This window comes from Pseudomonas sp. HD57-3, assembly GCF_056113135.1.
In genome coordinates this window covers 4638225-4659055 of record NZ_CM148568.1, presented here as the reverse complement: position 1 = coordinate 4659055, position 20831 = coordinate 4638225, and the positions used below count along the sequence as shown (strand labels likewise).

21 protein-coding genes are annotated in these 20831 nt (G+C 60.1%); 13 read left to right on the top strand and 8 right to left on the bottom strand.

Features of this window, described 5'->3' with window-relative positions; all coding sequences use genetic code 11:
* Positions 1-32: 32 nt before the first annotated feature.
* On the bottom strand, positions 33-1370 hold the full coding sequence (locus tag AC0R79_RS21040; protein ID WP_474731596.1) for a heavy metal sensor histidine kinase: 1338 nt from the start codon (positions 1368-1370) through the stop codon (positions 33-35).
* Positions 1370-2050 carry a heavy metal response regulator transcription factor gene (locus tag AC0R79_RS21035; protein WP_474731595.1) on the bottom strand — a complete coding sequence of 227 codons (681 nt, stop codon included), beginning with the start codon at positions 2048-2050 and terminating at the stop codon, positions 1370-1372. Before AC0R79_RS21035 ends, AC0R79_RS21040 begins: the two co-directional genes overlap by 1 nt.
* 154 nt (positions 2051-2204) lie before the next feature.
* Here AC0R79_RS21035 and copI point away from each other — a divergent pair, with 154 nt between their 5' ends.
* Both copI and queF read left to right on the top strand, forming a co-directional pair.
* Complete coding sequence (copI, locus tag AC0R79_RS21030) at positions 2205-2738, top strand: copper-resistant cuproprotein CopI (protein WP_007951609.1); 534 nt, start codon at positions 2205-2207, stop codon at positions 2736-2738.
* Positions 2739-2798: 60 nt separating this feature from the next.
* Complete coding sequence (gene queF, locus AC0R79_RS21025; protein ID WP_375747572.1) at positions 2799-3629, top strand: NADPH-dependent 7-cyano-7-deazaguanine reductase QueF; 831 nt, start codon at positions 2799-2801, stop codon at positions 3627-3629.
* Positions 3630-3692: 63 nt separating this feature from the next.
* On the opposite strand, the gene AC0R79_RS21020 is transcribed toward queF, so the two are convergent.
* Both AC0R79_RS21020 and AC0R79_RS21015 read right to left on the bottom strand, forming a co-directional pair.
* A complete protein-coding gene (locus AC0R79_RS21020; protein WP_039772780.1) occupies positions 3693-3956 on the bottom strand; it encodes a DUF4404 family protein in 264 nt (87 codons plus the stop codon).
* A 108-nt stretch (positions 3957-4064) separates the two neighbouring features.
* On the bottom strand, positions 4065-4685 hold the full coding sequence (locus AC0R79_RS21015; protein WP_127799026.1) for an HAD family phosphatase: 621 nt from the start codon (positions 4683-4685) through the stop codon (positions 4065-4067).
* Between the two features lie 185 nt (positions 4686-4870).
* On the opposite strand from AC0R79_RS21015, the gene AC0R79_RS21010 reads away from it, so the two are divergent.
* The 3 genes from AC0R79_RS21010 to rssC all read left to right on the top strand — a co-directional run bounded on the left by AC0R79_RS21010 (position 4871) and on the right by rssC (position 7546).
* A complete protein-coding gene (locus AC0R79_RS21010; RefSeq protein WP_192561795.1) occupies positions 4871-5560 on the top strand; it encodes an MlaA family lipoprotein in 690 nt (229 codons plus the stop codon).
* 322 nt (positions 5561-5882) lie between these two features.
* The gene (rssB, locus tag AC0R79_RS21005) at positions 5883-7064 is read left to right on the top strand and encodes a two-component system response regulator RssB (RefSeq protein ID WP_041475374.1); all 1182 of its coding nucleotides are present in this window, start codon (positions 5883-5885) and stop codon (positions 7062-7064) included.
* Positions 7064-7546 (top strand): anti-sigma factor antagonist RssC, encoded by a 483-nt coding sequence (rssC, locus tag AC0R79_RS21000; RefSeq protein WP_003226553.1) that lies wholly within the window; start codon positions 7064-7066, stop codon positions 7544-7546. Before rssB ends, rssC begins: the two co-directional genes overlap by 1 nt.
* A 73-nt stretch (positions 7547-7619) precedes the next feature.
* Here the strand turns inward: rssC and tal are convergent, their stop codons facing one another.
* Both tal and AC0R79_RS20990 read right to left on the bottom strand, forming a co-directional pair.
* Positions 7620-8546, bottom strand: coding sequence for a transaldolase (gene tal, locus AC0R79_RS20995; RefSeq protein ID WP_085608222.1), 927 nt, complete (start codon positions 8544-8546; stop codon positions 7620-7622).
* A gap of 190 nt (positions 8547-8736) precedes the next feature.
* Positions 8737-9681: a glycosyl hydrolase family 5 gene (locus AC0R79_RS20990; RefSeq protein ID WP_474731594.1), complete on the bottom strand. Its 945-nt coding sequence runs from the start codon at positions 9679-9681 to the stop codon at positions 8737-8739.
* A 291-nt stretch (positions 9682-9972) separates the two neighbouring features.
* On the opposite strand from AC0R79_RS20990, the gene AC0R79_RS20985 reads away from it, so the two are divergent.
* From AC0R79_RS20985 to AC0R79_RS20950, 8 genes are read left to right on the top strand one after another with little or no spacing between them, the layout of a single operon-like run.
* Entirely contained in the window at positions 9973-10413 is a 441-nt protein-coding gene (locus tag AC0R79_RS20985) for a low molecular weight protein-tyrosine-phosphatase (RefSeq protein WP_045121663.1), read from the top strand.
* A gap of 38 nt (positions 10414-10451) precedes the next feature.
* Complete coding sequence (locus AC0R79_RS20980; protein ID WP_085700487.1) at positions 10452-12674, top strand: polysaccharide biosynthesis tyrosine autokinase; 2223 nt, start codon at positions 10452-10454, stop codon at positions 12672-12674.
* A 41-nt stretch (positions 12675-12715) separates the two neighbouring features.
* Positions 12716-13792, top strand: coding sequence for a glycosyltransferase (locus AC0R79_RS20975; protein WP_474731593.1), 1077 nt, complete (start codon positions 12716-12718; stop codon positions 13790-13792).
* 14 nt (positions 13793-13806) lie between these two features.
* Complete coding sequence (locus AC0R79_RS20970) at positions 13807-14919, top strand: polysaccharide pyruvyl transferase family protein (protein ID WP_007951622.1); 1113 nt, start codon at positions 13807-13809, stop codon at positions 14917-14919.
* Positions 14916-16148: an MATE family efflux transporter gene (locus AC0R79_RS20965; protein WP_240869396.1), complete on the top strand. Its 1233-nt coding sequence runs from the start codon at positions 14916-14918 to the stop codon at positions 16146-16148. The genes AC0R79_RS20970 and AC0R79_RS20965 overlap by 4 nt, the downstream gene beginning before the upstream one ends.
* On the top strand, positions 16139-17242 hold the full coding sequence (locus AC0R79_RS20960; protein WP_007951624.1) for a hypothetical protein: 1104 nt from the start codon (positions 16139-16141) through the stop codon (positions 17240-17242). The genes AC0R79_RS20965 and AC0R79_RS20960 overlap by 10 nt, the downstream gene beginning before the upstream one ends.
* Positions 17243-17254: 12 nt before the next feature.
* Positions 17255-18298 carry an acyltransferase family protein gene (locus AC0R79_RS20955; protein ID WP_474731592.1) on the top strand — a complete coding sequence of 348 codons (1044 nt, stop codon included), beginning with the start codon at positions 17255-17257 and terminating at the stop codon, positions 18296-18298.
* Positions 18299-18310: 12 nt separating this feature from the next.
* A complete protein-coding gene (locus AC0R79_RS20950) occupies positions 18311-19459 on the top strand; it encodes an SGNH/GDSL hydrolase family protein (protein WP_127799014.1) in 1149 nt (382 codons plus the stop codon).
* 3 nt (positions 19460-19462) lie between these two features.
* Here AC0R79_RS20950 and AC0R79_RS20945 read toward each other — a convergent pair whose 3' ends face one another.
* Together AC0R79_RS20945 and galU are read right to left on the bottom strand one after the other, a co-directional pair.
* A complete protein-coding gene (locus AC0R79_RS20945; RefSeq protein ID WP_007951628.1) occupies positions 19463-19870 on the bottom strand; it encodes a phosphohexomutase domain-containing protein in 408 nt (135 codons plus the stop codon).
* A 47-nt stretch (positions 19871-19917) separates the two neighbouring features.
* Positions 19918-20751, bottom strand: coding sequence for a UTP--glucose-1-phosphate uridylyltransferase GalU (galU, locus tag AC0R79_RS20940; protein WP_007951629.1), 834 nt, complete (start codon positions 20749-20751; stop codon positions 19918-19920).
* Positions 20752-20831 lie beyond the last annotated feature (80 nt).

The following is a 20831-nucleotide window of genomic DNA, read 5'->3' as shown; positions in this document are numbered from 1 at the left end:
GGGCTGCATTCCCACGCAGAGCGTGGGAATGATCAGCTTCGAGGCAACTCAATCACAAACCGCGTCCAGCCCTGAGCCGATTCGCAATGAATCTGCCCGCCATGGGCCCGGATGATCGACTGAGTAATCGCCAGCCCCAATCCCGCATGCTCGCTGCTACCTTCCTGGCGCGCCGGATCTGCCCGGTAGAAGCGGTCGAACAAACGCGGCAGCAACTCGGTAGAAATCCCCTCGCCACTGTTCTCCACCGTCACGCTCAAGGATTTCGCCTGCTCGGTGACCCGAATGCGCACCTCGCCGTTTGCAGGGGTAAAGCGCAACGCGTTATCCAGCAGATTCGATAGCGCCCGGCGCAACATCGCGCGATCCCCCTCAAGCTGCCCCGCACCGTCGCGGCTCAGGCCGACCTGAGCGTCTTCGGCCAGCGGCGCAAAAAACTCCAGCAACGCATCGGCTTCTTCCGCCAGCTCCAGCGGTTCACGCTTGGGCACCAGCAAACCGTGGTCAGCCTTGGCCAGATAAAGCATGTCGTTGACCAGTTGCGCCATCCATTGCAGCTCTTCGAGGTTGCTGTGCAGCGCTTCACGATAGTCTTCGAGAGGGCGAGGGCGGGTCAGGGTGACTTGGGTGTGGGTCAGCAGGTTCGACAGTGGCGTGCGCAGTTCATGGGCGATGTCGGCAGAGAACGCTGACAGCCGCTGAAAAGAATCGTCGAGGCGTCCGAGCATGGCGTTGAAGCTGTGGGCCAATTCCGCGAGTTCTGCAGGCATCCGCGCTTCCGGCAATCGGGCATTCAGCGATTGCGCCGAAATCCCACGGGCCACGGCACTCATGCGCCGTAACGGGCGAAGACCGCTGCGGGCAGCCCAGGCGCCGAGCAACGCGGTGGCCAGCGCCGAGAGGCCGACGGTCAGCCAGATCAAATGCTGCATGCGTTGCAGGAAGTGCTGGTGGTGGGTGATGTCCAGCAGCAAGGTCAACTGCGGTGAATCGGGTTTTCCCGGTTCAAGCGCGGCGTTGAGCAGGCGATAGTCGGTGCCGTTGTCGTTGATGGTGGCCAGACCGGGTTGCTGCGGCAGGTTCGCGGGGGTATGCAACGAGCGCCCAAACCAGCGCTGGCCCTCAGGGCCGCTGACGCGCAACGTGATATCGCCCTGTTGGCTCAACTCATCGGTGATGTGCGCGGCGTCGCTGCCACTCAGCAGCGTCTGACGTACGCTGAGCAGTTTTCCTTCAAGCAGTTGCTGGTCGAGCTCGACGAAGTGGCCCTCGCTGGCTCGATTGAAAACCACCCCTGCGACTAGCGAAACCACGGCGGTGCAGCCGGCGAACAACAGCGCCAGCCGGCCGCTCAAGGACAGTCGGCGCATCAGTCGGTACGCTCTTCAAGGACGTAACCCATGCCGCGAACGGTGTGAATCAGCTTGCTGGGGAAGTCGTCGTCGATCTTCAGGCGCAGTCGGCGAATCGCTACTTCGATGACGTTGGTGTCGCTGTCGAAGTTCATGTCCCAGACCTGTGAGGCGATCAGCGATTTGGGCAGTACTTCGCCCTGGCGGCGCAGGAGCATTTCCAGCAGAGCGAACTCTTTGGCTGTAAGGTCGATGCGTTGGCCGCTGCGTTCGACCCGGCGGCGAATCAGATCCAGGCTCAGATCGGCCAGGCGCAGGCTGGTTTCCTGAGGCGTGGAACTGCCGCGGCGCAACAGGCTGCGCACCCGCGCCAGCAATTCGGAGAAGGCGAACGGTTTGACCAGGTAGTCGTCGGCGCCCAGTTCGAGGCCGTGAACCCGGTCTTCAACGGTGTCCTTGGCCGTCAAAAACAGGATCGGTGTTTCCAGACCGGCGTTGCGCACCGCTTGCAGAATCTGCCAGCCATTGCGACCAGGCAGCATCACGTCGAGGATCAGCAGCGCATAGTCGCCACTCAACGCCAATTGCTGGCCGGTGGTGCCGTCGGCCACCAGTTCGGTGTTGAAACCGGCCTCGGTCAGGCCCTGGCGCAGGTACTGGCCGGTTTTGGGTTGGTCTTCGACGATCAGCAGTTTCATGGGCGACTCGGGTTGCGGGAACGAGGACGTTATACCGTGGGCAAACGCGGTGAGCGCCAACCTGACAAAGTTGTAATCTGCCTGTCAGGTCGCTGCCAGCGCAGGCGGGCTAGAGTTTCCCACAGGCTGAACCTTGATTTGTTGGAGTACGACTATGTTTTTGCGTAACCGTCTGGCCCTTGCCGCGTGTCTGCTGGCGCTGAGTTCGCCGCTGTGGGCATCGCCAGCGCACACCTATGACTTCGGCCAGCCGGCCCCGGCGGCCAAGGCCACCCGCAGCATTGAAGTGGTGATGGGCGACATGAGCTTCGATCCGAAGGCGATCGAGATCAAGGCCGGTGAGACCGTTCGTTTTGTGTTGGTGAATAAAGGCCAGTTGCTGCACGAATTCAACCTCGGCGACGCAGCGATGCATGCAAAACACCAGCAGGAAATGCTGCAGATGCAGCAAAGCGGCATGCTTACGCCGACTGGCATGAAGGAAATGTCCCACGACATGGCGGGCATGGATCACGGCTCGATGGGCCATGGCATGAAGCACGACGACCCCAACAGCGTGCTGGTCGAACCGGGCAAGACCGCCGAGCTGACCTGGACCTTCAGCAAAGCGGTGAACCTGGAATTTGCCTGCAACATTCCCGGGCATTACCAGGCCGGAATGGTCGGCAAACTGACTGTCAGTCAGTAAGCACTCAAAGGCGGGACAAAGGCTGGTAGAATCCGCTGATTCTTCAGTCAGGTTTCCGCCATGCATCCCGCAGCCGAACATTCGCCGCTGGGCAAATCCAGCGAATACATCGCCACGTACACGCCGTCCCTGCTGTTCCCGATTCCGCGCACCGCGAAATGGGCCGAGCTGGGCCTGACCGCCGAAACCCTGCCGTATAAAGGCGTGGATTTCTGGAACTGCTTCGAGCTGTCGTGGCTGCTGCCGTCGGGCAAACCAGTGGTGGCGATCGGTGAATTCAGCATTCCGGCGGACTCGCCGAACATCATCGAATCCAAGTCGTTCAAGCTGTACCTGAACTCGCTGAACCAGACGCCGTTCGCCGACATCGCGAGCCTCGAAGCGACGCTGGTCAAGGACCTGTCCGCCGCTGCCGGCAAGCCGGTTGGCGTACGGGTTCGCAGCCTGAAAGACGTCGAAGCCGAAGGCATTGTCGCGCTGCCGGGCGTGTGCATCGACGACCTGGATATCAGCGTCAGCAACTACGAACACCCGCGTCCTGAACTGCTGCGCTGCGACGATTCGCGCGTGGTGGAGGAGAGCGTGCACAGCCATCTGCTCAAATCCAACTGCCCGGTGACCAGCCAGCCGGACTGGGGCAGCGTGGTGGTGGAATACCGTGGCGCGGCGCTGGATCACGCCAGCCTGCTGGAATACATCGTCAGCTTCCGCCAGCACTCGGACTTCCACGAGCAATGCGTGGAGCGGATCTTCCTCGACCTGCAGCGCCTGCTGAAACCGGAAAAGCTCACGGTGTTTGCGCGTTATGTGCGCCGGGGCGGGCTGGACATCAACCCGTACCGCAGCACTGAAAGCGTGCAACTGCCGAACCACCGTCTGGTTCGTCAGTAACCCGCCTAGCGGACATGAAAAAGCCCTGCCAGTGATGGCAGGGCTTTTTTGCATTCGCGGGTTTCAGATGCCCATGCTGACCAGGGAATTCATAATGTTGCGCAATGTACCGGCGATGGTAGGGTGATCAACTTCAAAGCGCTCAACGGCCAGGTTCACGCCATCGGCAATGTTGGAGTCCTTTGTTTTGGTTTCCAGTTCAAGTTCCAGTTCGATCTGTTCCATCAGTGCATGTAGATCAGCGCGCTCGGCTTCGGTCAGCGGAGGATTTTGATCCAGTTGCTCGCGCAGGGCATTGAGCTGTTTTTGCAGTTCTTGAGCGGGCATGGTTGTTTCCTTTTATCGAGAGGCACTGGCATAGACCGCAGCCGTGCGCCAAAGGTCTATGGCTCTCCTTAAGACTAATCCACTCTTGGCCAACCTGCATGATCCCGGTCAGGGCTTTTCGCCTTTGAGACGACGCAGGCTGATGTCCGCCAGACAAGTGTCGAGTTCGCCCAGATGATCGATCACCGAGTGCACGCCGAGGCCGAACAGTTGCACCGTCGCTTTGCCGCGCAGTTGTTCGCGTTCCTTCTGGCTCAGAGCCTGCCATTCGCTCGGCGCCAGGCCGCATAGTGAACCGCAGGACGCCAGGCCAATGGTCCACAGCCCGGCATTGAGGCCCGATTGCAGCAGGCGCGGTTCGCCGCTGACCAGCACGCAACCGTCGAGACGATCGACATTCAAGCCCATCAACGCTTGCCAGCAGGCATTGGGCGCCGGCCACGGATTGATTGTTGCCGAATGTTGCGACGGTTTGATCCAGTCAGGCAGCGCCGATGACAGGACTTGAGTGCAAGCCGTGGACAGTTCATCGAGCCAGGCACAGGGGATTTGCTGGCGTTGCAGGCTGCGCAGGCTGTCGAGGGCGCCGGGTGTGACATCGGCGTGTTCCGGGCCGACGCTGGTGTGATGACGGGCGCGGGCGCCGAAGTCCACCAGACAGCCGCTGAGTCCGAACAGCACGGCGGTCAGCGTCGGTGCCGCGAGGGGCAAGGCTTCGGCTTGAGGCATGGAAAACGTCCCTGAAATAGCGATCAGGCTAGGCAACATCGGTGACAGTTGCATGACAGGCCAATGACGAAGCGTCCTACAGAGGGATTCACCGGGGAACTGCCTAAAGCGGCGTTTCCGTCTTATACTGACGCACTTATCGTCGCGGCCCAGGTGCTGCGTCCGTACTATCCAAGGAGTTTTCTATGCGCTGGAGCCATCCTCTTGCTCAGCTTTGTGTATGTGCCAGCGTGATGCTGGTGCCGTTCGCCGCTCAGGCCGCAACGGAAGAAGACCCTTGGGAAAGCGTCAACCGTCCGATCTTCGAGTTCAACGATTTCGTCGACACCTATGCGCTGAAGCCTCTGGCGCAGGGCTACGAATTTGTTACTCCGCAATTCCTGGAAGACGGCATCCACAACATGTTCCGCAACGTCGGTGATGTCACCAACCTGGCGAACAACATTCTTCAGGCCAAACCGGCCGCCGCAGGCGTCGACACCGCGCGCCTGATCTTCAACACCACTTTTGGCCTGCTAGGTTTCTTCGACGTCGGCACCAAAATGGGCCTGAACCGCAGCGACGAAGACTTCGGCCAGACCCTCGGCTACTGGGGCGTCGGCAGCGGTCCTTACGTGATGCTGCCACTGATGGGCCCGAGCACCCTGCGCGACGCACCGTCCAAGTACGTCGACAGCTACACCGGCCCGTACCGCTACATCAACGATGTGCCGGTACGTAACTCGATTTTCGGCCTGAACATCGTGGACACCCGCGCCAGCCTGCTGTCGAGCGAGAAGCTGATCAGCGGCGACAAGTACACCTTCATCCGCAACGCCTACCTGCAGAACCGCGAGTTCAAGGTCAAGGACGGGCAGGTCGAAGACGATTTCTGATCTCGATTGATCGGCAGAAAAGGGCGACCGCGAGGTCGCCTTTTTTGTGGGCGCGACCAATGATTGGGTTACCGAAGAACCCGTTCTTATAACTGCGAGTGATTTGACAAACAAAGTCTCCAAGCGACCATCGGCGCATGCTTGAAACGCTCGAAGGATGGGAGTACCGTCTGCGCCTTAGAAGGGCACCTCTGGTGCAACCGTGTGCGGGGCAAACGCTCCGAAGCGGTGCAGCAGAGAGGCTAGAAAGCGAATCCAGTAGTCTGCGCCGGGCCGTTGCCCCGCCTGCTACGCCAACCTAATTCTGGCGCCGTTTGCCCACATGCCAAAAACCAGTGCCACGCTGCTGATAATCGATGATGACGAAGTAGTGCGCGCGAGCCTCGCGGCCTATTTGGAAGACAGTGGTTTCAGCGTCTTGCAGGCCAGTAACGGCCAGCAGGGTCTTCAGGTATTCGAGCAAGACACGCCCGACTTGGTCATCTGCGATCTGCGCATGCCGCAGATGGGCGGTCTCGAACTCATCCGTCAGGTCACTGAGCGCTCACCGCAGACTCCGGTGATCGTGGTCTCGGGCGCCGGCGTGATGAACGACGCGGTCGAGGCCCTGCGCCTGGGCGCGGCGGATTACCTGATCAAGCCTCTCGAAGATCTGGCCGTGCTCGAGCACTCCGTGCGCCGGGCCCTGGATCGTGCGCGTCTGCTGCTGGAAAACCAGCGCTACCGTGAGAAACTGGAAAAGGCCAACCGCGAACTCGAAGCCAGCCTGAACCTGCTCCAGGAAGACCAGAACGCCGGTCGCCAGGTGCAGATGAACATGCTGCCGGAAAGTCCGTGGGCCATCGACGAATTCAGGTTTGCGCACCAGATCATCCCGTCGCTGTACCTGTCGGGTGATTTTGTCGACTACTTCCGGGTCGACGAGCGCCGGGTGGCGTTCTACCTGGCGGATGTATCGGGTCATGGCGCTTCTTCAGCGTTTGTCACCGTGCTGCTGAAGTTCATGACCACGCGCTTGTTGTTCGAATCCAAGCGCAACGGCACGCTGCCGGAATTCAAGCCTTCGGAAGTTCTCGGTCATATCAACCGGGGGCTGATCAGTTGTAAGCTGGGTAAACACGTCACAATGGTCGGTGGAGTCATCGACGAGGAGACCGGTTTGTTGACCTATAGCATCGGCGGCCATCTGCCGTTGCCTGTGTTGTACACGCCTGACAGTGTTCGCTACCTCGAGGGGCGCGGTCTGCCCGTGGGGCTTTTCAACGAAGCCACCTACGAAGACCACGTGCTCGAGCTGCCACCGACGTTCAGCCTGACGCTGATGTCTGATGGCATTCTGGATCTTTTGCCAGAGCCCACACTCAAAGAGAAAGAAGCCGCTTTACCGCAAAAGGTGAAGTCGGCGGGCGGCAGCCTGGATGGTCTGCGGCAGGTTTTTGGATTGGCCACGCTAGGGGAGATGCCGGATGATATCGCCCTGTTGGTGTTGAGCAGGAATCTTTGATGAGTACCGGTAGAATCCAGTTCGCCGAGCAGGACGGCACCTTCGTCCTGAAGTTCGTCGGTGAAGTTCGCCTGACCCTGTGTTCGGCGTTGGATGCGACTATTGAAAAAATCTTCACCGCGCTGAATTTCAACGCGATCGTGATCGATTTGACCGAAACCCGCAGCATCGACAGCACCACGTTGGGCCTGCTGGCCAAACTGTCGATCCTGTCGCGGCAGAAGGTCGGCCTGCTGCCGACCGTGGTCACCACCCACGAGGACATCACCCGTCTGTTGCAGTCGATGGGTTTCGAGCAGGTGTTCAATATCGTCAACCATCCCGTGCCGTGCCCGGAATGCCTCGACGACCTGCCGGATCAGGATCAGTCGGAAGAGGTGGTGCGGATCAAGGTGCTCGAAGCGCACAAGATCCTCATGGGCCTGAACGACTCCAACCGCGAAGCGTTCCATGACCTGGTGAATGCCCTCGAACGGCACTGATCAGCCAGACCGCGAGGCACAAAAAAGGGCGAACCTGTGAGGGTTCGCCCTTTTTGCGTTTGCGCTCGGCCGATTACAGCTTGGCTTGCAGCAGCGCCTCGAGTTTTTCCTGGTCGCGGGCAAACTGACGGATGCCTTCGGCCAGTTTCTCGGTGGCCATCGCGTCTTCGTTGGACAACCAGCGGAATTGCGCTTCGTTGAGGCTCAGACGCGCCTCGCCAGCGTGGCCCGGAGCGAGTTTGCGTTCCAGCTTGCCGGTGTCGGCTGCCAGTTTCTCGATCAGGTCCGGGCTGATGGTCAGGCGGTCGCAGCCGGCCAGTTGCTCGATCTGATTGAGGTTGCGGAAGCTCGCGCCCATGACCACGGTCTTGTAGTCATTGGCCTTGTAGTAGTTGTAGATGCGCGTCACGGACTGCACGCCCGGATCGTCGGCGCCGGTGTAGTCGTTGCCGTTGGCCTTCTTGTACCAGTCGTAGATGCGGCCCACGAACGGCGAGATCAGGAACACGCCGGCATCGGCGCAGGCTGCGGCCTGAGCGAAGGAGAACAGCAGGGTCAGGTTGGTCTGGATGCCTTCCTTTTCCAGGATCTCGGCAGCGCGGATGCCTTCCCAGGTCGAGGCGATCTTGATCAGCACGCGGTCACGGCCAACGCCGGCCTTGTCGTACAGTTCGATCAGACGATGGGCGCGCTTGAGCACCGCGTCCTTGTCGAACGACAGGCGCGCATCCACTTCGGTGGAAATGCGGCCCGGAATGACCTTGAGGATTTCCTGACCGACCGCGACGCCGAAACGGTCGCTGGCCAGGCCGACATCGCCCTTGCAGTCGCGCACGCTGGCGTTCAGCAGTTCGGCGTAGGCCGGAATGGCCGCTGCCTTGAGCAGCAGGGAAGGGTTGGTGGTGGCGTCGACCGGTTTGACCCGGGCAATCGCTTCGAAGTCGCCGGTGTCGGCCACGACGGTGGTGAACTGTTTGAGTTGTTCCAGCTTGGAAGTCATGAGCGTGCTCTGTCCTATGGGTCTGGTGACATTACCCGAGCGCCGACAGCCACTCAAGGGTATGTCGGCGTATCGAGCGCCCCGCAGGCAACAACCTGAAAACGGCTGTTTGAAAGGCGGGGCGCGTTATCGATCAATACGATGCCAAAAAGGACCACAGGTTCAAAGCAACCGACCCGTTGCGCAGTGCCTATTCGGCGTTGAGCTGGGTCGAGGCCGCCGTTTGTGCCGGTTTCGACTGCCCGTCTGAGGTCAGCAGGCCGAAATTCTTCTCCCGGTCGTTGCTGCCCGACTCGCTGTTCTTCCATTCGTAAATCGACGTCAGCGGGATGTTGAGTTTTTTAACATCGGCAATGAACGCAGAGATTTTACTGGCTTGCCCTTCCGGCCCGCCGTTGGAGGCGAGCGCCGAGATGCCCCATTCACTGATGACGCCCGGCAGATGGAAGTTTTGCTGGATGAAGGTTTGCGCGTTGCTGATCTGCGTCGCGGTCATGCCGTAGGGGTGGTAGGAAATGGCATCCAGGCACTGAGGATAAGTGCCGAGGATGCTGTTGAGTGCCACGGTCGAGGCGGAGCCGGCCGTCGGCGGGCGGGCGAAACCGAATCCCACCAGAGGCGTCGATTGCGGCTTGCCTTGCAGCGTCTTGCACATGGCCGTCATGAACGGCACGAAGGTATTTTTGAAGTCTCCGGTGGGCCAGTAGGTGTCGAGATCCGGCTCGTTCCAGATTTCGATCCCCACCAGTTGCGTGCTCCAGGCTTGCTCAAGCCCGCTCACCGCGTTGGCGAAGGCTTCACCGGCGGTCGTCAGATCACCGGTCAACGGTTTGGTGGCGCGCACGGTCATCAAGACCGGCAATCCGGCGGAGCGAGCCGCCGCGAACGCATCGCTGATCTGTTTCTGATAGGCCTTGGCGCCGAGGCTGTCGCTCCACACGCCGAAGCGCACAAAGCTGAATCCGGCCGCTTTGATCTGCTCGGCGTCGGCCGGGGTGAAGTTCTGGATCTTGACCTGAACGCCGATGGTTCTGGCGGGCAGTGACGGGAACAACGCGCTGGCGTGAACCTGCGCGGTAGCACTGAGCATCAACAGGGCGGCGGCACCAAGATGTTTGAGATGTGCTGATTTCATGTCTGCTCTCCTGATGAGAATGACATCTAGCCAATAGTTATCTCGTTGCCTGTATTTCGATGACGAAGAGGGCGCGAAGTGCACGAATGTTATTTTTTGTCGGAAAACTTTCGCCCGAAAATCACAGTTATTTTTAGTCCGGTAATTCTGGTTGGGGGACTTTTAGAGGCCGTGGTACTTAATGCACCGGTATTAACGGGTGAATCTATTTCCGAGTGAAGGAAGGTCTTGCGGGTTCATTCGAATGTGCAAGGCATGTTGGCCGATTGACATTACACGGGAAAGTAAACCTTGTTCAAAAAGATTCTTGTCGTTTGCGTAGGCAATATCTGCCGAAGTCCGACAGCGGAACTTCTGTTGCGCAATGCACTGACACCCTCGGCGATCAGCGTGACCTCCGCAGGCCTGTCTGCACGGGTCGGTGAAGGCGTTGAGACAAATGCGCGCCAGGTGCTGGAAGACCATGGGCACAGTGCCGAAGGGTTCAAGGCGCGGCAACTGACAGCGGACATCGTCAATGAATCAGACCTGATTCTGGTCATGGAAAAACAACATGTTAATCAAGTACTGAAGATTGCCTCTCACGCCAGGGGCAAAGTGTTTCTGCTGGGCAAGTGGCAGAGCGAACGAGAAATACAGGACCCGTATCGTCAGGGGCAAGCCGCTTTTATTCATGCCCATGCATTGATTGAAGATGCTGTTAGCTCATGGGCGCAACGCCTGGCGCGTTGATGAATATTCTTCAGTTCAGTGAATGGTAAGAAAGACTTATGCAGTTACCTTCAGTAATCGGCACCCGCGACAACGATCAAGACAGTATTGATCTTCTCGGCATCTTCGGCAGCCTGATCGATCAGAAGTGGTTGATCGGTGCGTTCACCGGCGCGTTCATGATGACCGGTGTGGCCTATGCGATTTTGGCCACGCCGGTGTATCTGGCCAACGCGCTGGTGCAGGTCGAACCGAAAAAGAACGACATGCTGGGTTTTTCCGACCTCAACAGCATGCTCGGCGGGCAATCGCCGTCGGTGACCGAAATCGGCATCATCAAATCCCGCGCGGTGATCGGCAAGACAGTTGATGATCTGCGCCTGGACATCGACGTCACCCCCAACACCTTTCCGCTGATTGGCGGCTTTCTCTCCCGGCGCTATCGCGGCGAGACCGAACTCAGCGTCGCGCCGCCGCGTTTCGGCCTGAGCAGCTACGCCTGGGGCGGTGAGCGCCTGGAGTTTGCCAAGCTCAATCTGCCCAAGGAACTGCTGGGCAAGAAACTCACCCTGATCGCCGGCGAACAACATCGCTTTCAACTGCTCGACGACAACGACAACCTGCTGGTCGACGGCGTGGCGGGCGAAGCCTTCGCGCAGGACGGCGTAGAAGGGCAGGTCGCGCAACTGTTGGCCAACCCCGGGACCCGTTTCGAAGTGGTGCGCTACCCGCGAATCGTGACCATTCAGGGTTATCAGGACGCGCTGGACATTTCCGAGCAAGGCAAGGAATCGGGGATCATCCGTCTGGCCCTGGCCAGCAGCGACGCCGCCGAAGCGGTGAAGATCCTCAACAAGATCGCTTCGCTGTACGTGGATCAGAACGTACGCCGTACTTCGGCCGAAGCGGCGCAGAGCCTGGCCTTCCTGCAAAGCCAGTTGCCGCAGGTCAAGCGTGACCTGGCCAAGGCCAGCGATGCGCTCAACGCCTACCAGACCCACGGCAAGACCGTGAACATCTCGCTGGAAACCCAATCGGTGCTCGGCCAGTCCGTCGCGCTCGAAACGCGAATTTCCGAGCTGAAACTGCAACAGGCGGAGATGGATCGCAAGTTCACCAAACAGCATCCGGCCTATCGCGCGCTGATGACCCAGATCGGTGAACTGACCCAGCAACAGCGCTCGCTGGAAGGCAAGGTTCAGGACCTGCCGGCTACGCAGCAGGAATTGCTCAACCTGACCCGCGACGTCGAAGTCGCTTCGCAGATCTACACCCAGTTGCTGAACAAATCCCAGGAGCTGGACATCATCCGCGCCGGTGCCGTGGGTAACGTGCGTCTGGTGGATACGGCGGATGTCGACCTGACCAGCCCGGTCAAACCGAAAAAAGCCCTGATAGTGTTGATCGCCACTTTCCTCGGTGCCTTTGTCGGCGTGGCGCTGGTGCTGTTGCGCAAATCCCTGAGCAAGGGCCTGGAAGGGCCGGAAGGCATCGAGCAGCTCGGCTTGCCGGTCTACGCGTCGATTCCTTACAGCGCCCTGCAGCAGGAAGAGGACAGCAAAAAAGTCCGGGCCAAAGTCGCGGCGGATACGCCAGCGTATCTGCTGGCCCTGCGCAACCCGACGGATCTGTCTATCGAATCGATCCGCAGCCTGCGCACCTGCCTGCACTTCGCCGCACTGGATTCGACCAACAACCGCATCATGATTTCCGGCCCGAGCCCGCAGGTCGGCAAGACCTTCGTCTCTTCCAACCTCGCGGCGGTCATGGCGCAGAGCGGGCAGCGCGTGGTGCTGATCGACGCCGACATGCGCAAGGGGCATCTGCACAAGACCCTGAACACGCCGATCACCAACGGCTTGTCTGATCTGCTGGTCAAGCGCTGCACCCTCGATCAGGCGATCAACAAGGTCGAGGTCGACAATCTGCACTTCATCAGTCGTGGCCAGGTTCCACCGAACCCTTCCGAGCTGTTGATGCACGCCAATTTCCGCGAACTGCTGGCGCAACTCAGCGAGCGCTATGACGTGGTGATCATCGACACGCCACCGCTGCTGGCGGTGACTGATGCGGCGATTGTCGGTCGCGAAGCCGGCATCAGCCTGATCGTCGCGCGGTTCGGGGTGAACCCGGCCAAGGAAATCGAAATGACGATCCGGCGTTTCGCCCAGAACGGTATCGAGTTGAAGGGCGCGGTATTCAACGGCGTCGAGAAGCGTGCGGCCAGCTATTACGGCAACGGCAGCTATTACAACTACGAATACGCGTCCGACCAGTCCTGAATCTCAGCGACGGTCCTTACAGGCATGAAAGTGGGTGGGTTGTGAAAAAAATACTGCACGTGGCGGAAACGATCAAAGGCGGGGTGGCGACGGTCATCCGCACGATTTCGGCGGCTCCGGAAGACGGGCGCTATGAGCTGGTGTATCTGGTCCCGCTCGACCAGAAGAAAGAACTGCACGGCATCGATGCACAGCAGATCCGTACCTTCGCCCGAAGCGGGCGGAATGTGCCGTCGCTGCTGCGTTTTGCATGGCAACTGGCGCGGGTCCTGCTCAAGGAAAAACCCGATGTGGTGCATTTGCACAGCACCTTTTCCGGGGTGATCGGCCGTTGTGTGTGCGTGCTTTTGCGGCCGTGGCGCAAGCCGAAAATCGTCTACTGCCCCCATGCGTTTTCGTTCCTGATGGAAAGCTCGCCGATCAAGCAGAAAGTCTATGCGTGGATCGAGCGGGTGCTTCAGAAGGTCACGGACAAGATCATCTGCGTCAGCCAGTTCGAGCTGGACAAGGCCGCGAAATTTGGCATCGAGCGCAAGCGCATGACGCTGATCTACAACGGCATCGATCACAAGGATGACGAACGCAAGGCCCACGATCCGGCACCGATCCATCTGCTGTTCGTCGGTCGCCTCGACTACCAGAAAGGCTTCGACGTGTTGCTCAAGGCCTACAGCGAAGCAAAACGCAGCGACCTGAAACTGACGGTGGTGGGCAGTGCGGTGAACGAGGACGTCGTCGAATGTCCGTCGCTGGACGGGGTGGAATACCTGCCATGGGTGACGCCAACCGAGGTGCACGCGCTGTATCAGAAAGCCGATGCGCTGATCGTGCCGAGCCGCTGGGAAGGCTTTGCCATGGTGCCGCTGGAAGGCATGGCGCTGGGCCTGCCGGTGATCGCCAGCGACTGCACGTCGTTGCCCGAGCTGGTCACCCATGGCGTGTCCGGTTACGTGTTTCCTGCCGGCGATCACCAGGCGCTGGCCGAGCGCCTGAAGAAAATCCAGAAACCTGCGTTGTCGGCCCTCGGCATCGAAGGTCGGCGCATCGTCCGCGAGCGTTTCAGCGCCGCGTTGATGATCCGCCAGACCTACGACGTGTATTCCGCTCCCTCTTATTAAGTAGAACTCCGCTCATGAACGTAACGATTTTGCATGGCTACAGTGCCTCCAACTCCGGCGATGGTCTGCTGGTCGATCTGGCCATTGCGCTGGTGCAGCGCAACTTTGGCGAAGACACCGCGATCAGCGTCGTGGCGTCCGATCCGGACTCTTTCAAGTACCTGCCGCACCCGCGCTTTGATGCGCCGGTGATGGCGGCCAAGGGCCTGGGCCGGGTCAAAGAAGCGGTGTTCCTCAATCAGTCCTACGCGGGGCTGGCGGATCTGTTGAAGAAAACCGATCTGATCGTCGGCGTCGGCGGCGGCTACATGCGCTCGAAAAGCGCCTTCGAGCACATCAAGCTGAAACTCGGCCACGCCAAGCAACTGGAAACCGCGATCCTCAGCAAAGTGCCGTCGGTGTACCTGCCGCAAAGCATCGGGCCGTTCCACGGCGACAGCGACAAGATCGTCGGCCACTACGCCAGCGCCGATGCGGTGTTCGTGCGCGACAACCGTTCCTCGGCGCTGTTTGATGCTTGCGAGAATGTCTACCGCGCACCGGACCTCGCGGTGCAGGCGCTGGCCGGCAAGATCCTTCAGCAACCCAAGTTCACCCGCTGCGCCTCGACGCCGGCCACGGTGTGCGTGGTGCTGCGCAAGCCGCCGGCATGGAGCAAGGAAAAGAAACTCGCCTACGTGGCCAACCTGAAAGTGCTGCTGCAGCGCTTGAAGAACAAAAGCAAAGTGGTCTGCGCTGTACAGAGCGCCGTGCGCGGTAACGATGACGGCGCGTTTTACCGCGAGCTGGGCATCACCGAAGACCTGCTGCCGTTGAAGGCAACGCTGGCCAAATACCAACCGGACCTGGTGATTTCCGTGCGCTTGCACGGCGCGATCGAATCGCTGCTTTCGGGTGTGCCGGCGTACCACATCAGCTATGAGCGCAAAGGCTTCGGCGCCTATCAGGACATGGGCGTCGAGGACTGGGTCATCAACGGCGGCGACATCAACGTCGACACCATCATCGACACGGTTTACGCGCCTGACGCGCTGTCGAATTTCGGCAAACGCCTGACCGACACCTGCCGCGAAATCGAGGCGAAAACCGTGGCCATGGACGACATCATCAAGGGCGTCATTCGATGATATTCCGGCTGTTGCTGCGGGGCGGGGCACTGGGCGCGAAGTTCTTGCTGGTGCTCGCCATCACCCATTACCTCGGTTACGAGGCGTTGGGTTTTTACGGCGTGGTGGTCGCGGCGTCGTTGATCGCGTCGAAGTTCTACAGCGTCGGTTTCAGTTCCGAGATCAACCGGCTGATCAGCGTGGGCGGCAGTTCGCGCCGGGTCGTGGACAAGGTGCTGCTGCTGTACCTGGCCGTGGGACTGGCGTTGTCGGTGCTGACGGTGGTGATTTATTCGCTGTTCCAGTCGGTGGAGGCGACCACCGCGCTGATCGCCTGCGTGACGCTGGTACTGCTCACCGAACACCTGTCGTTCGAGATCAACTCGTTCGTGTTTTCCGCACAGAAAGCCACGGCGGGTGCGCTGCTGTTTTTCATCAAGACCGGGCTTTGGGCGCTGCTGGCCGTGGGCGGCATGGCGCTCGGCTGGGTGTCCGGAATCGCCAGCGTGCTGTGGCTGTGGGTCATCGCCAACGTGCTGGTGATCGTCGCCGGTTACCTGATCGTGGTGAATGTTCATCGCGGGCGGGAAGAGGGAACGCTGGCGACGGCGGCCGTGTGGAAAGCCGGGTTGCCGTTTTACCTCGGCACCGGCCTGATCGCCCTGAGTCAGTACGCCGAGCGCTTTCTGATCATCGACCTCGAACCCTACGCCAGCCTCGGTAAATACGTGTACGCGTGGTCGGCAGCCAACACCTTGCAGGCGCTGTCTTACGCGGTGGTGGCGGTGGTCGGCATTCCGCTGCTCGCCAAGCGTTATCAGGCCGATCAGCAACCGTTCACGGTCAGGCAGTTGTTCGTGAACAAGTGGGTCGCGCGGTCGCTGGCGGTGTCGGCGGCGGTCGCCGTGGGGATTTATCTGTTCTTCAACGTGGTGCTCGATTACGTCGCCACCAGCGTTCCGCGTCCGGACAACGGCATTCTTGGTGTGCTGATTTTCTCCTTCGCCCTGCGCGCCATTGGCGACATCGTCTGGGGCGGGTTGATCGCCTCGAAAAACAGTCGGGTGTCCCTCGCCAGTGCGGCCATTTGTCTGCTGGTTTCAGTGCCGGTCAGTTACCTGCTGATCAAGCATTATTCGATCTACGGCGCGGCCTGGGGCAACGTCTTCGCGATCATCGTGCAGCTCGCCGTGATTGCGCTGCTGACTCGCGCCACGCGCGCGAAAAAGGCTGTCGTGTCATGGGCCTGAAACTGCCGTGCATCGAGTTTCGCGGCCGCCGACTCGATTCCTCGCTGTCGTTCCTGATCCTGTTCACCGGGCTGTTTCTGTCGGTGGCGATGCCGCTGCTGATTCCCCGCGATCCGGGCCCGGATGCGATGACCTTGTGGTCGTCTTACGCCCGGGCCGACAACTGTAATTTCTGGAACCCGTTCTCGCCGGATCGCTCGTCCTACGAGTGTTCGGCGTTCCTGTTGCGGCCCACCGGGATCAACCTGACCAACGCCTGGGCCTACGGGATGTTCTGCAACTTTTTCCTCACGGCGATTCCCGTAGTGGTGTTCCGGCGCATGCCGCTGACCATCTTCGGAACCCTGTGCCTGTGGGGCATCGTGCGTTCGTTCTTCCTGGAAAACCTGACCAAGGAAATCATCGTGTCGGTTGCGGTGCTGAGCATTCTGTTCAGCTCGCTGACGCGTAAATATCGCGGCGGATTTTTCCTCTCGGCGGTGATCTACGGCGTCCTGATCCGGCCGTACTGGATCCTGTTTTCGCTGTCGTGGGTCGGCGTCTGCGTGATGAAGAAATACGTCTCGCGCACCACCTTCTTCCTGATGCTGTTCCTGTTCTACCTGGCGGTTGCGATGGCGATTCAGCTGGCGCTGGGCTTTCCGGTGTCGTCGATTCGCGCCAGCAACAACGAACTGCGCACGGCGGGCGAAGAGGGTTCCAAATCGCTGATCGTCTCGTGGCTCAGCGGCAGCGACTTCGTCTCGCAGGCCCTGGACTCGATGATCATTTTCTTCCGCTTGTCGTTTCCCGTTGAGCTGATCCTGCTGTCCGGGCCGGGTCAGGTGATCTTCGTCGCGTTGATGATCATGACCGCGCTGCTGCTGTTCAAAGTCATCACCTCGACCGATTACAAGGGCGCACCGATCCAGACCAAACCCAAGGAACTGATCGCGATTCCGCTGGCGTTCCTGCTGGTTCAAGGCTTGTTCGAACCGGACTTCGGCTCGTTCGCCCGGCACTTTTCGATGGTGGTGCCGGTGTTGTTCGTGGGCCTGGGTCTGATGCTGCGGGCGAACAAACCGGTGAAGGTTGAATCAAGAATTCTGAATTGAGGCGGGTGCTTTATGTCGAGCAAGAAAAAGTCCCTGGAGATCGAAACCCTGCGTGGCCTGGCGTGCCTGTTGCTGGTGCTCTATCACGTGATCGGGCCGCTGGGCGGTGGTTTGAAAATCGACATCGGCTCGCCGTTCCGGGTGATCGCCGATTCGATGGTGTACGTGCGCATGCCGCTGTTCACCTTCATCTCCGGCTACATCTATTCCATCTACAAGATTCGCGGCAATGACTTTTCCGCGTTCTTCAGCGGCAAGGTACGGCGGCTGATCGTGCCGCTGTTTTGCGTGGGTGTGCCGTTTTCGGTGTTGCAGGCGGTCGGGCCGGGCGTGAACAAGGACGTCAGCGTGATGGATGCGCTGTTGTCGTTCTATGTGCCGATCAACCACTTCTGGTTCCTGCAGGCGGTGTTCATTATTTTTATGTTCGTCGGCCTGCTGGAATGGCGCGGTTTGCTGCGCACGCCAACACGCCTGTACCTGTTGTTCGCGTTCGCGGCGGCAGTGTTCCTGTTGCCAGCGTTTCCGGTGGATGCGTTCGGTATCAACGGGGCGATTTACCTGCTGCCGTTCTTTGTGGCGGGCATGATCGGCCAGGAGAAAGTCAGCGAGCTGAAGCAGACGTTCAAGGTGATCGGCCCGCTGGTGTTTGTGCTGATCTCGCTGACGCTGCTGTACGTGGCGTCGGTGGACCGCGAGCTGATCGTCGACCGCCGCAGCCTGATTGGCCTGGCGGTGGGCTGCGTGTCGTGCATCGCGTTGCTGTCGAGTGACATGCGCTCGAAGGCGCTGACCTGGCTCGGCGGTTACTCCTATGCGATTTTCCTGTTTCATGTGTTGTTCGCCGCCACGTCGCGCTCGATCCTCGGCCGCTTGGGCGTGAAAGATGAAAGCGTGCTGGTGTTCTGCGGTTTGACGTGTGGTTTGCTCGGGCCTGTGGTGTTGTCGATGATTTTCAGTCGGTTCAACTTCACTTCCGTGCTGTTTCTCGGCGAACGTGCCGCGACCAAAAAGAAACCGGCGGAGACCATCGCGCCGGTGGCGCAGACCCGATGAAGGAAGCGATTCATGCTGGCTGTTGATGATGTGCCGCCGGTGGCGGCGTCGGTGGTGCAAATCGGCGACGCTCGCGAGCGGTTTGGCCAGTGGCGCGAAGGCAAGGCCGGCAAGGTCTTGTCGATCTCGGTGATCGGCGACAGCTACAGCGCCGGGCAGGATTTCTATCTGAACAAACTGGTGCAACGGGTGGCCGGGGAGGTCGGGTTTGCCGGGCCGGGTTATGTTGGCTTCAACCACGGCGCAGCGCTGGGCGGTACGCATTTCAAATACACCCGCACTAGCGAGAAATACTTTGGCGGCGACTGGCAGGTGTCCGGCCTCGGCCAGGCCAGCCCCGACAGTCGCACGGTGACCGGCCGCTCCGGCGCCTGGCTGCAAGTCGAGGCCAGCCCGACGCCCGCCATCAACACCGCCGTCACTCAGGCGAAACTGCTCTACCTCGGCAACGGTGAGTCCAGTGAGCTGCGTTATCGCTGGTCACCTTCCGCCGACTGGCAGCCGTTGAAACTCGCAGGCGAGGGCGTTCAGGAAGTCCCGCTTCCCGGCACGTCGTCCGCGACCGATTGGTCTTTCAGACTGGAAGTGGTGAAGGGCGCGCCGACCCTGTTCGGCCTGTGGCTGAGCAACGATCAGGACGGGGTTCGGGTGTCGAAACTGGCGGCGTCCGGCGCGGCGTCCGCTGATTTCTATCACGACGATGCCCGCTGGCAGGCGCAGTGGAAAACCGTGGTGTCGAAGATTCCCGCAGACATTTACCTGATCATGCTCGGTGGCAACGATCAGGGTTTTGGCGTGAAGCCCGAGCAGTACCTGCATAACGTTCAGGGACTGGTCGGCATGCTCCGCGAGATTCAACCGGCGGCGAGCATCAACCTGATCCTGCGTCAGGACACCACCCGCTCCAGCGCCTATCCGATGTCGGCTTATGCGCAGGTCATCGAGCCCTGGGCCCGTGAGCAGCGTCTGGGTTACGCCAATCTGCAATGCGCGTTCGGCACCGACGTCAAACGCTACGCCGCAGCGATGATCGGGCCGGACAAGATTCATCCGGTGCCGGCCACGGGTGGGCGGGTGATTGCCGATTACTTCTATCGCTGGTTCGTGGGCGGACAGCAAAAAGTCTCGCCACAGGACAACTGTGGCGAGACTTCGAAGTAGCCGTCAGTTGTCGAACAGATCCAGATGGCTCAGCAGCTCTGCGGTTTTCTGCGGCATCAACTGCGTCACGCAACGGGTTTCCACGTTGACGATGATCGCCGGGTCGTTGCAGCAGATCCGCACGCGAAAACGCCAGTCGCTGAAAATCACTTTCAGGCCGTCGCGGTCATCGACCTCCAGCGCCTGCTCGCCGTAGATCCGTTTCAGGTGGGCGAGCAGGGGATACGGATCACGCATCGCTCGGCGTATGTCCCCGGACGAGGGAAACACGCCGAGGCGGTCGACCAGCAGCAAGGTGCCCAACCACGGGCCATTGGCGCTGGGCAATGGCTGATGGCGGGATAACCAGCTCATCACCCCGAGGTTGTCCACCTCACGTTCAATCTCTGCGGAATGTTGTGCAATGTTCATGGTTGCCTCGTTGGATGTGCGTGCGGCGATGAATCAGTGGGGGCCGCTCAGCGGCCCTTCAGGTAGACGTTGTCGTAGCAGAAGTTGGTTGCCTGCAGGTAACCCTCGGCGTCGCCGCAGTCGAAGCGCAGACCCTTGAACTTGTAGGCCAGCACGCAACCGTTCTGCGCCTGTTTCATCAGGGCGTCGGTGATCTGGATTTCGCCGCCCTTGCCCGGCTCGGTGTCGGCGATCAGGTCGAAGATGTCCGGCGTGAGGATGTAGCGGCCGATGATCGCCAGGTTCGACGGTGCGTCTTGCGGGGCCGGTTTTTCCACCATGTGGTTGACCCGGTAGATGCCCTCGGAAATCGCCTCGCCGGCGATCACGCCGTACTTGTGGGTCTGGTCGCGCGGGACTTCCTGGATGGCGACGATCGAGCAGCGGAATTTCTTGTAGAGCTCGATCATCTGCGTCAGCACGCCGTCGCCTTCGAGGTTCAGGCACAGGTCGTCCGCCAGCACCACGGCAAAGGGCTCGTCACCGATCAGCGGGCGGCCGCTGAGGATCGCGTGGCCCAGGCCTTTCATTTCCACCTGACGGGTGTAGGAGAACGTGCAGGTGTCGATCAGCTCGCGAGTGCCGGCCAGGAATTTCTCTTTCTCGGTGCCACGGATCTGGTGTTCGAGTTCGTAGCTGATGTCGAAGTGGTCTTCCAGTGCGCGCTTGCCCCGTCCGGTGACGATGGCCATGTGTTGCAGGCCGGCGTCCCGTGCTTCTTCAACGGCGTATTCGATCAACGGCTTGTTGACGATCGGCAGCATTTCCTTGGGCATGGCTTTGGTGGCCGGCAAGAAACGCGTGCCATAACCGGCAGCGGGGAACAAACATTTACGGATCATAAAAGTTTCCTGGTCATTCATGGCGCACTGCCATCGTTTATTGCAATAACGAAGGTTGCAAGTTATTGAAGCTGTACTTT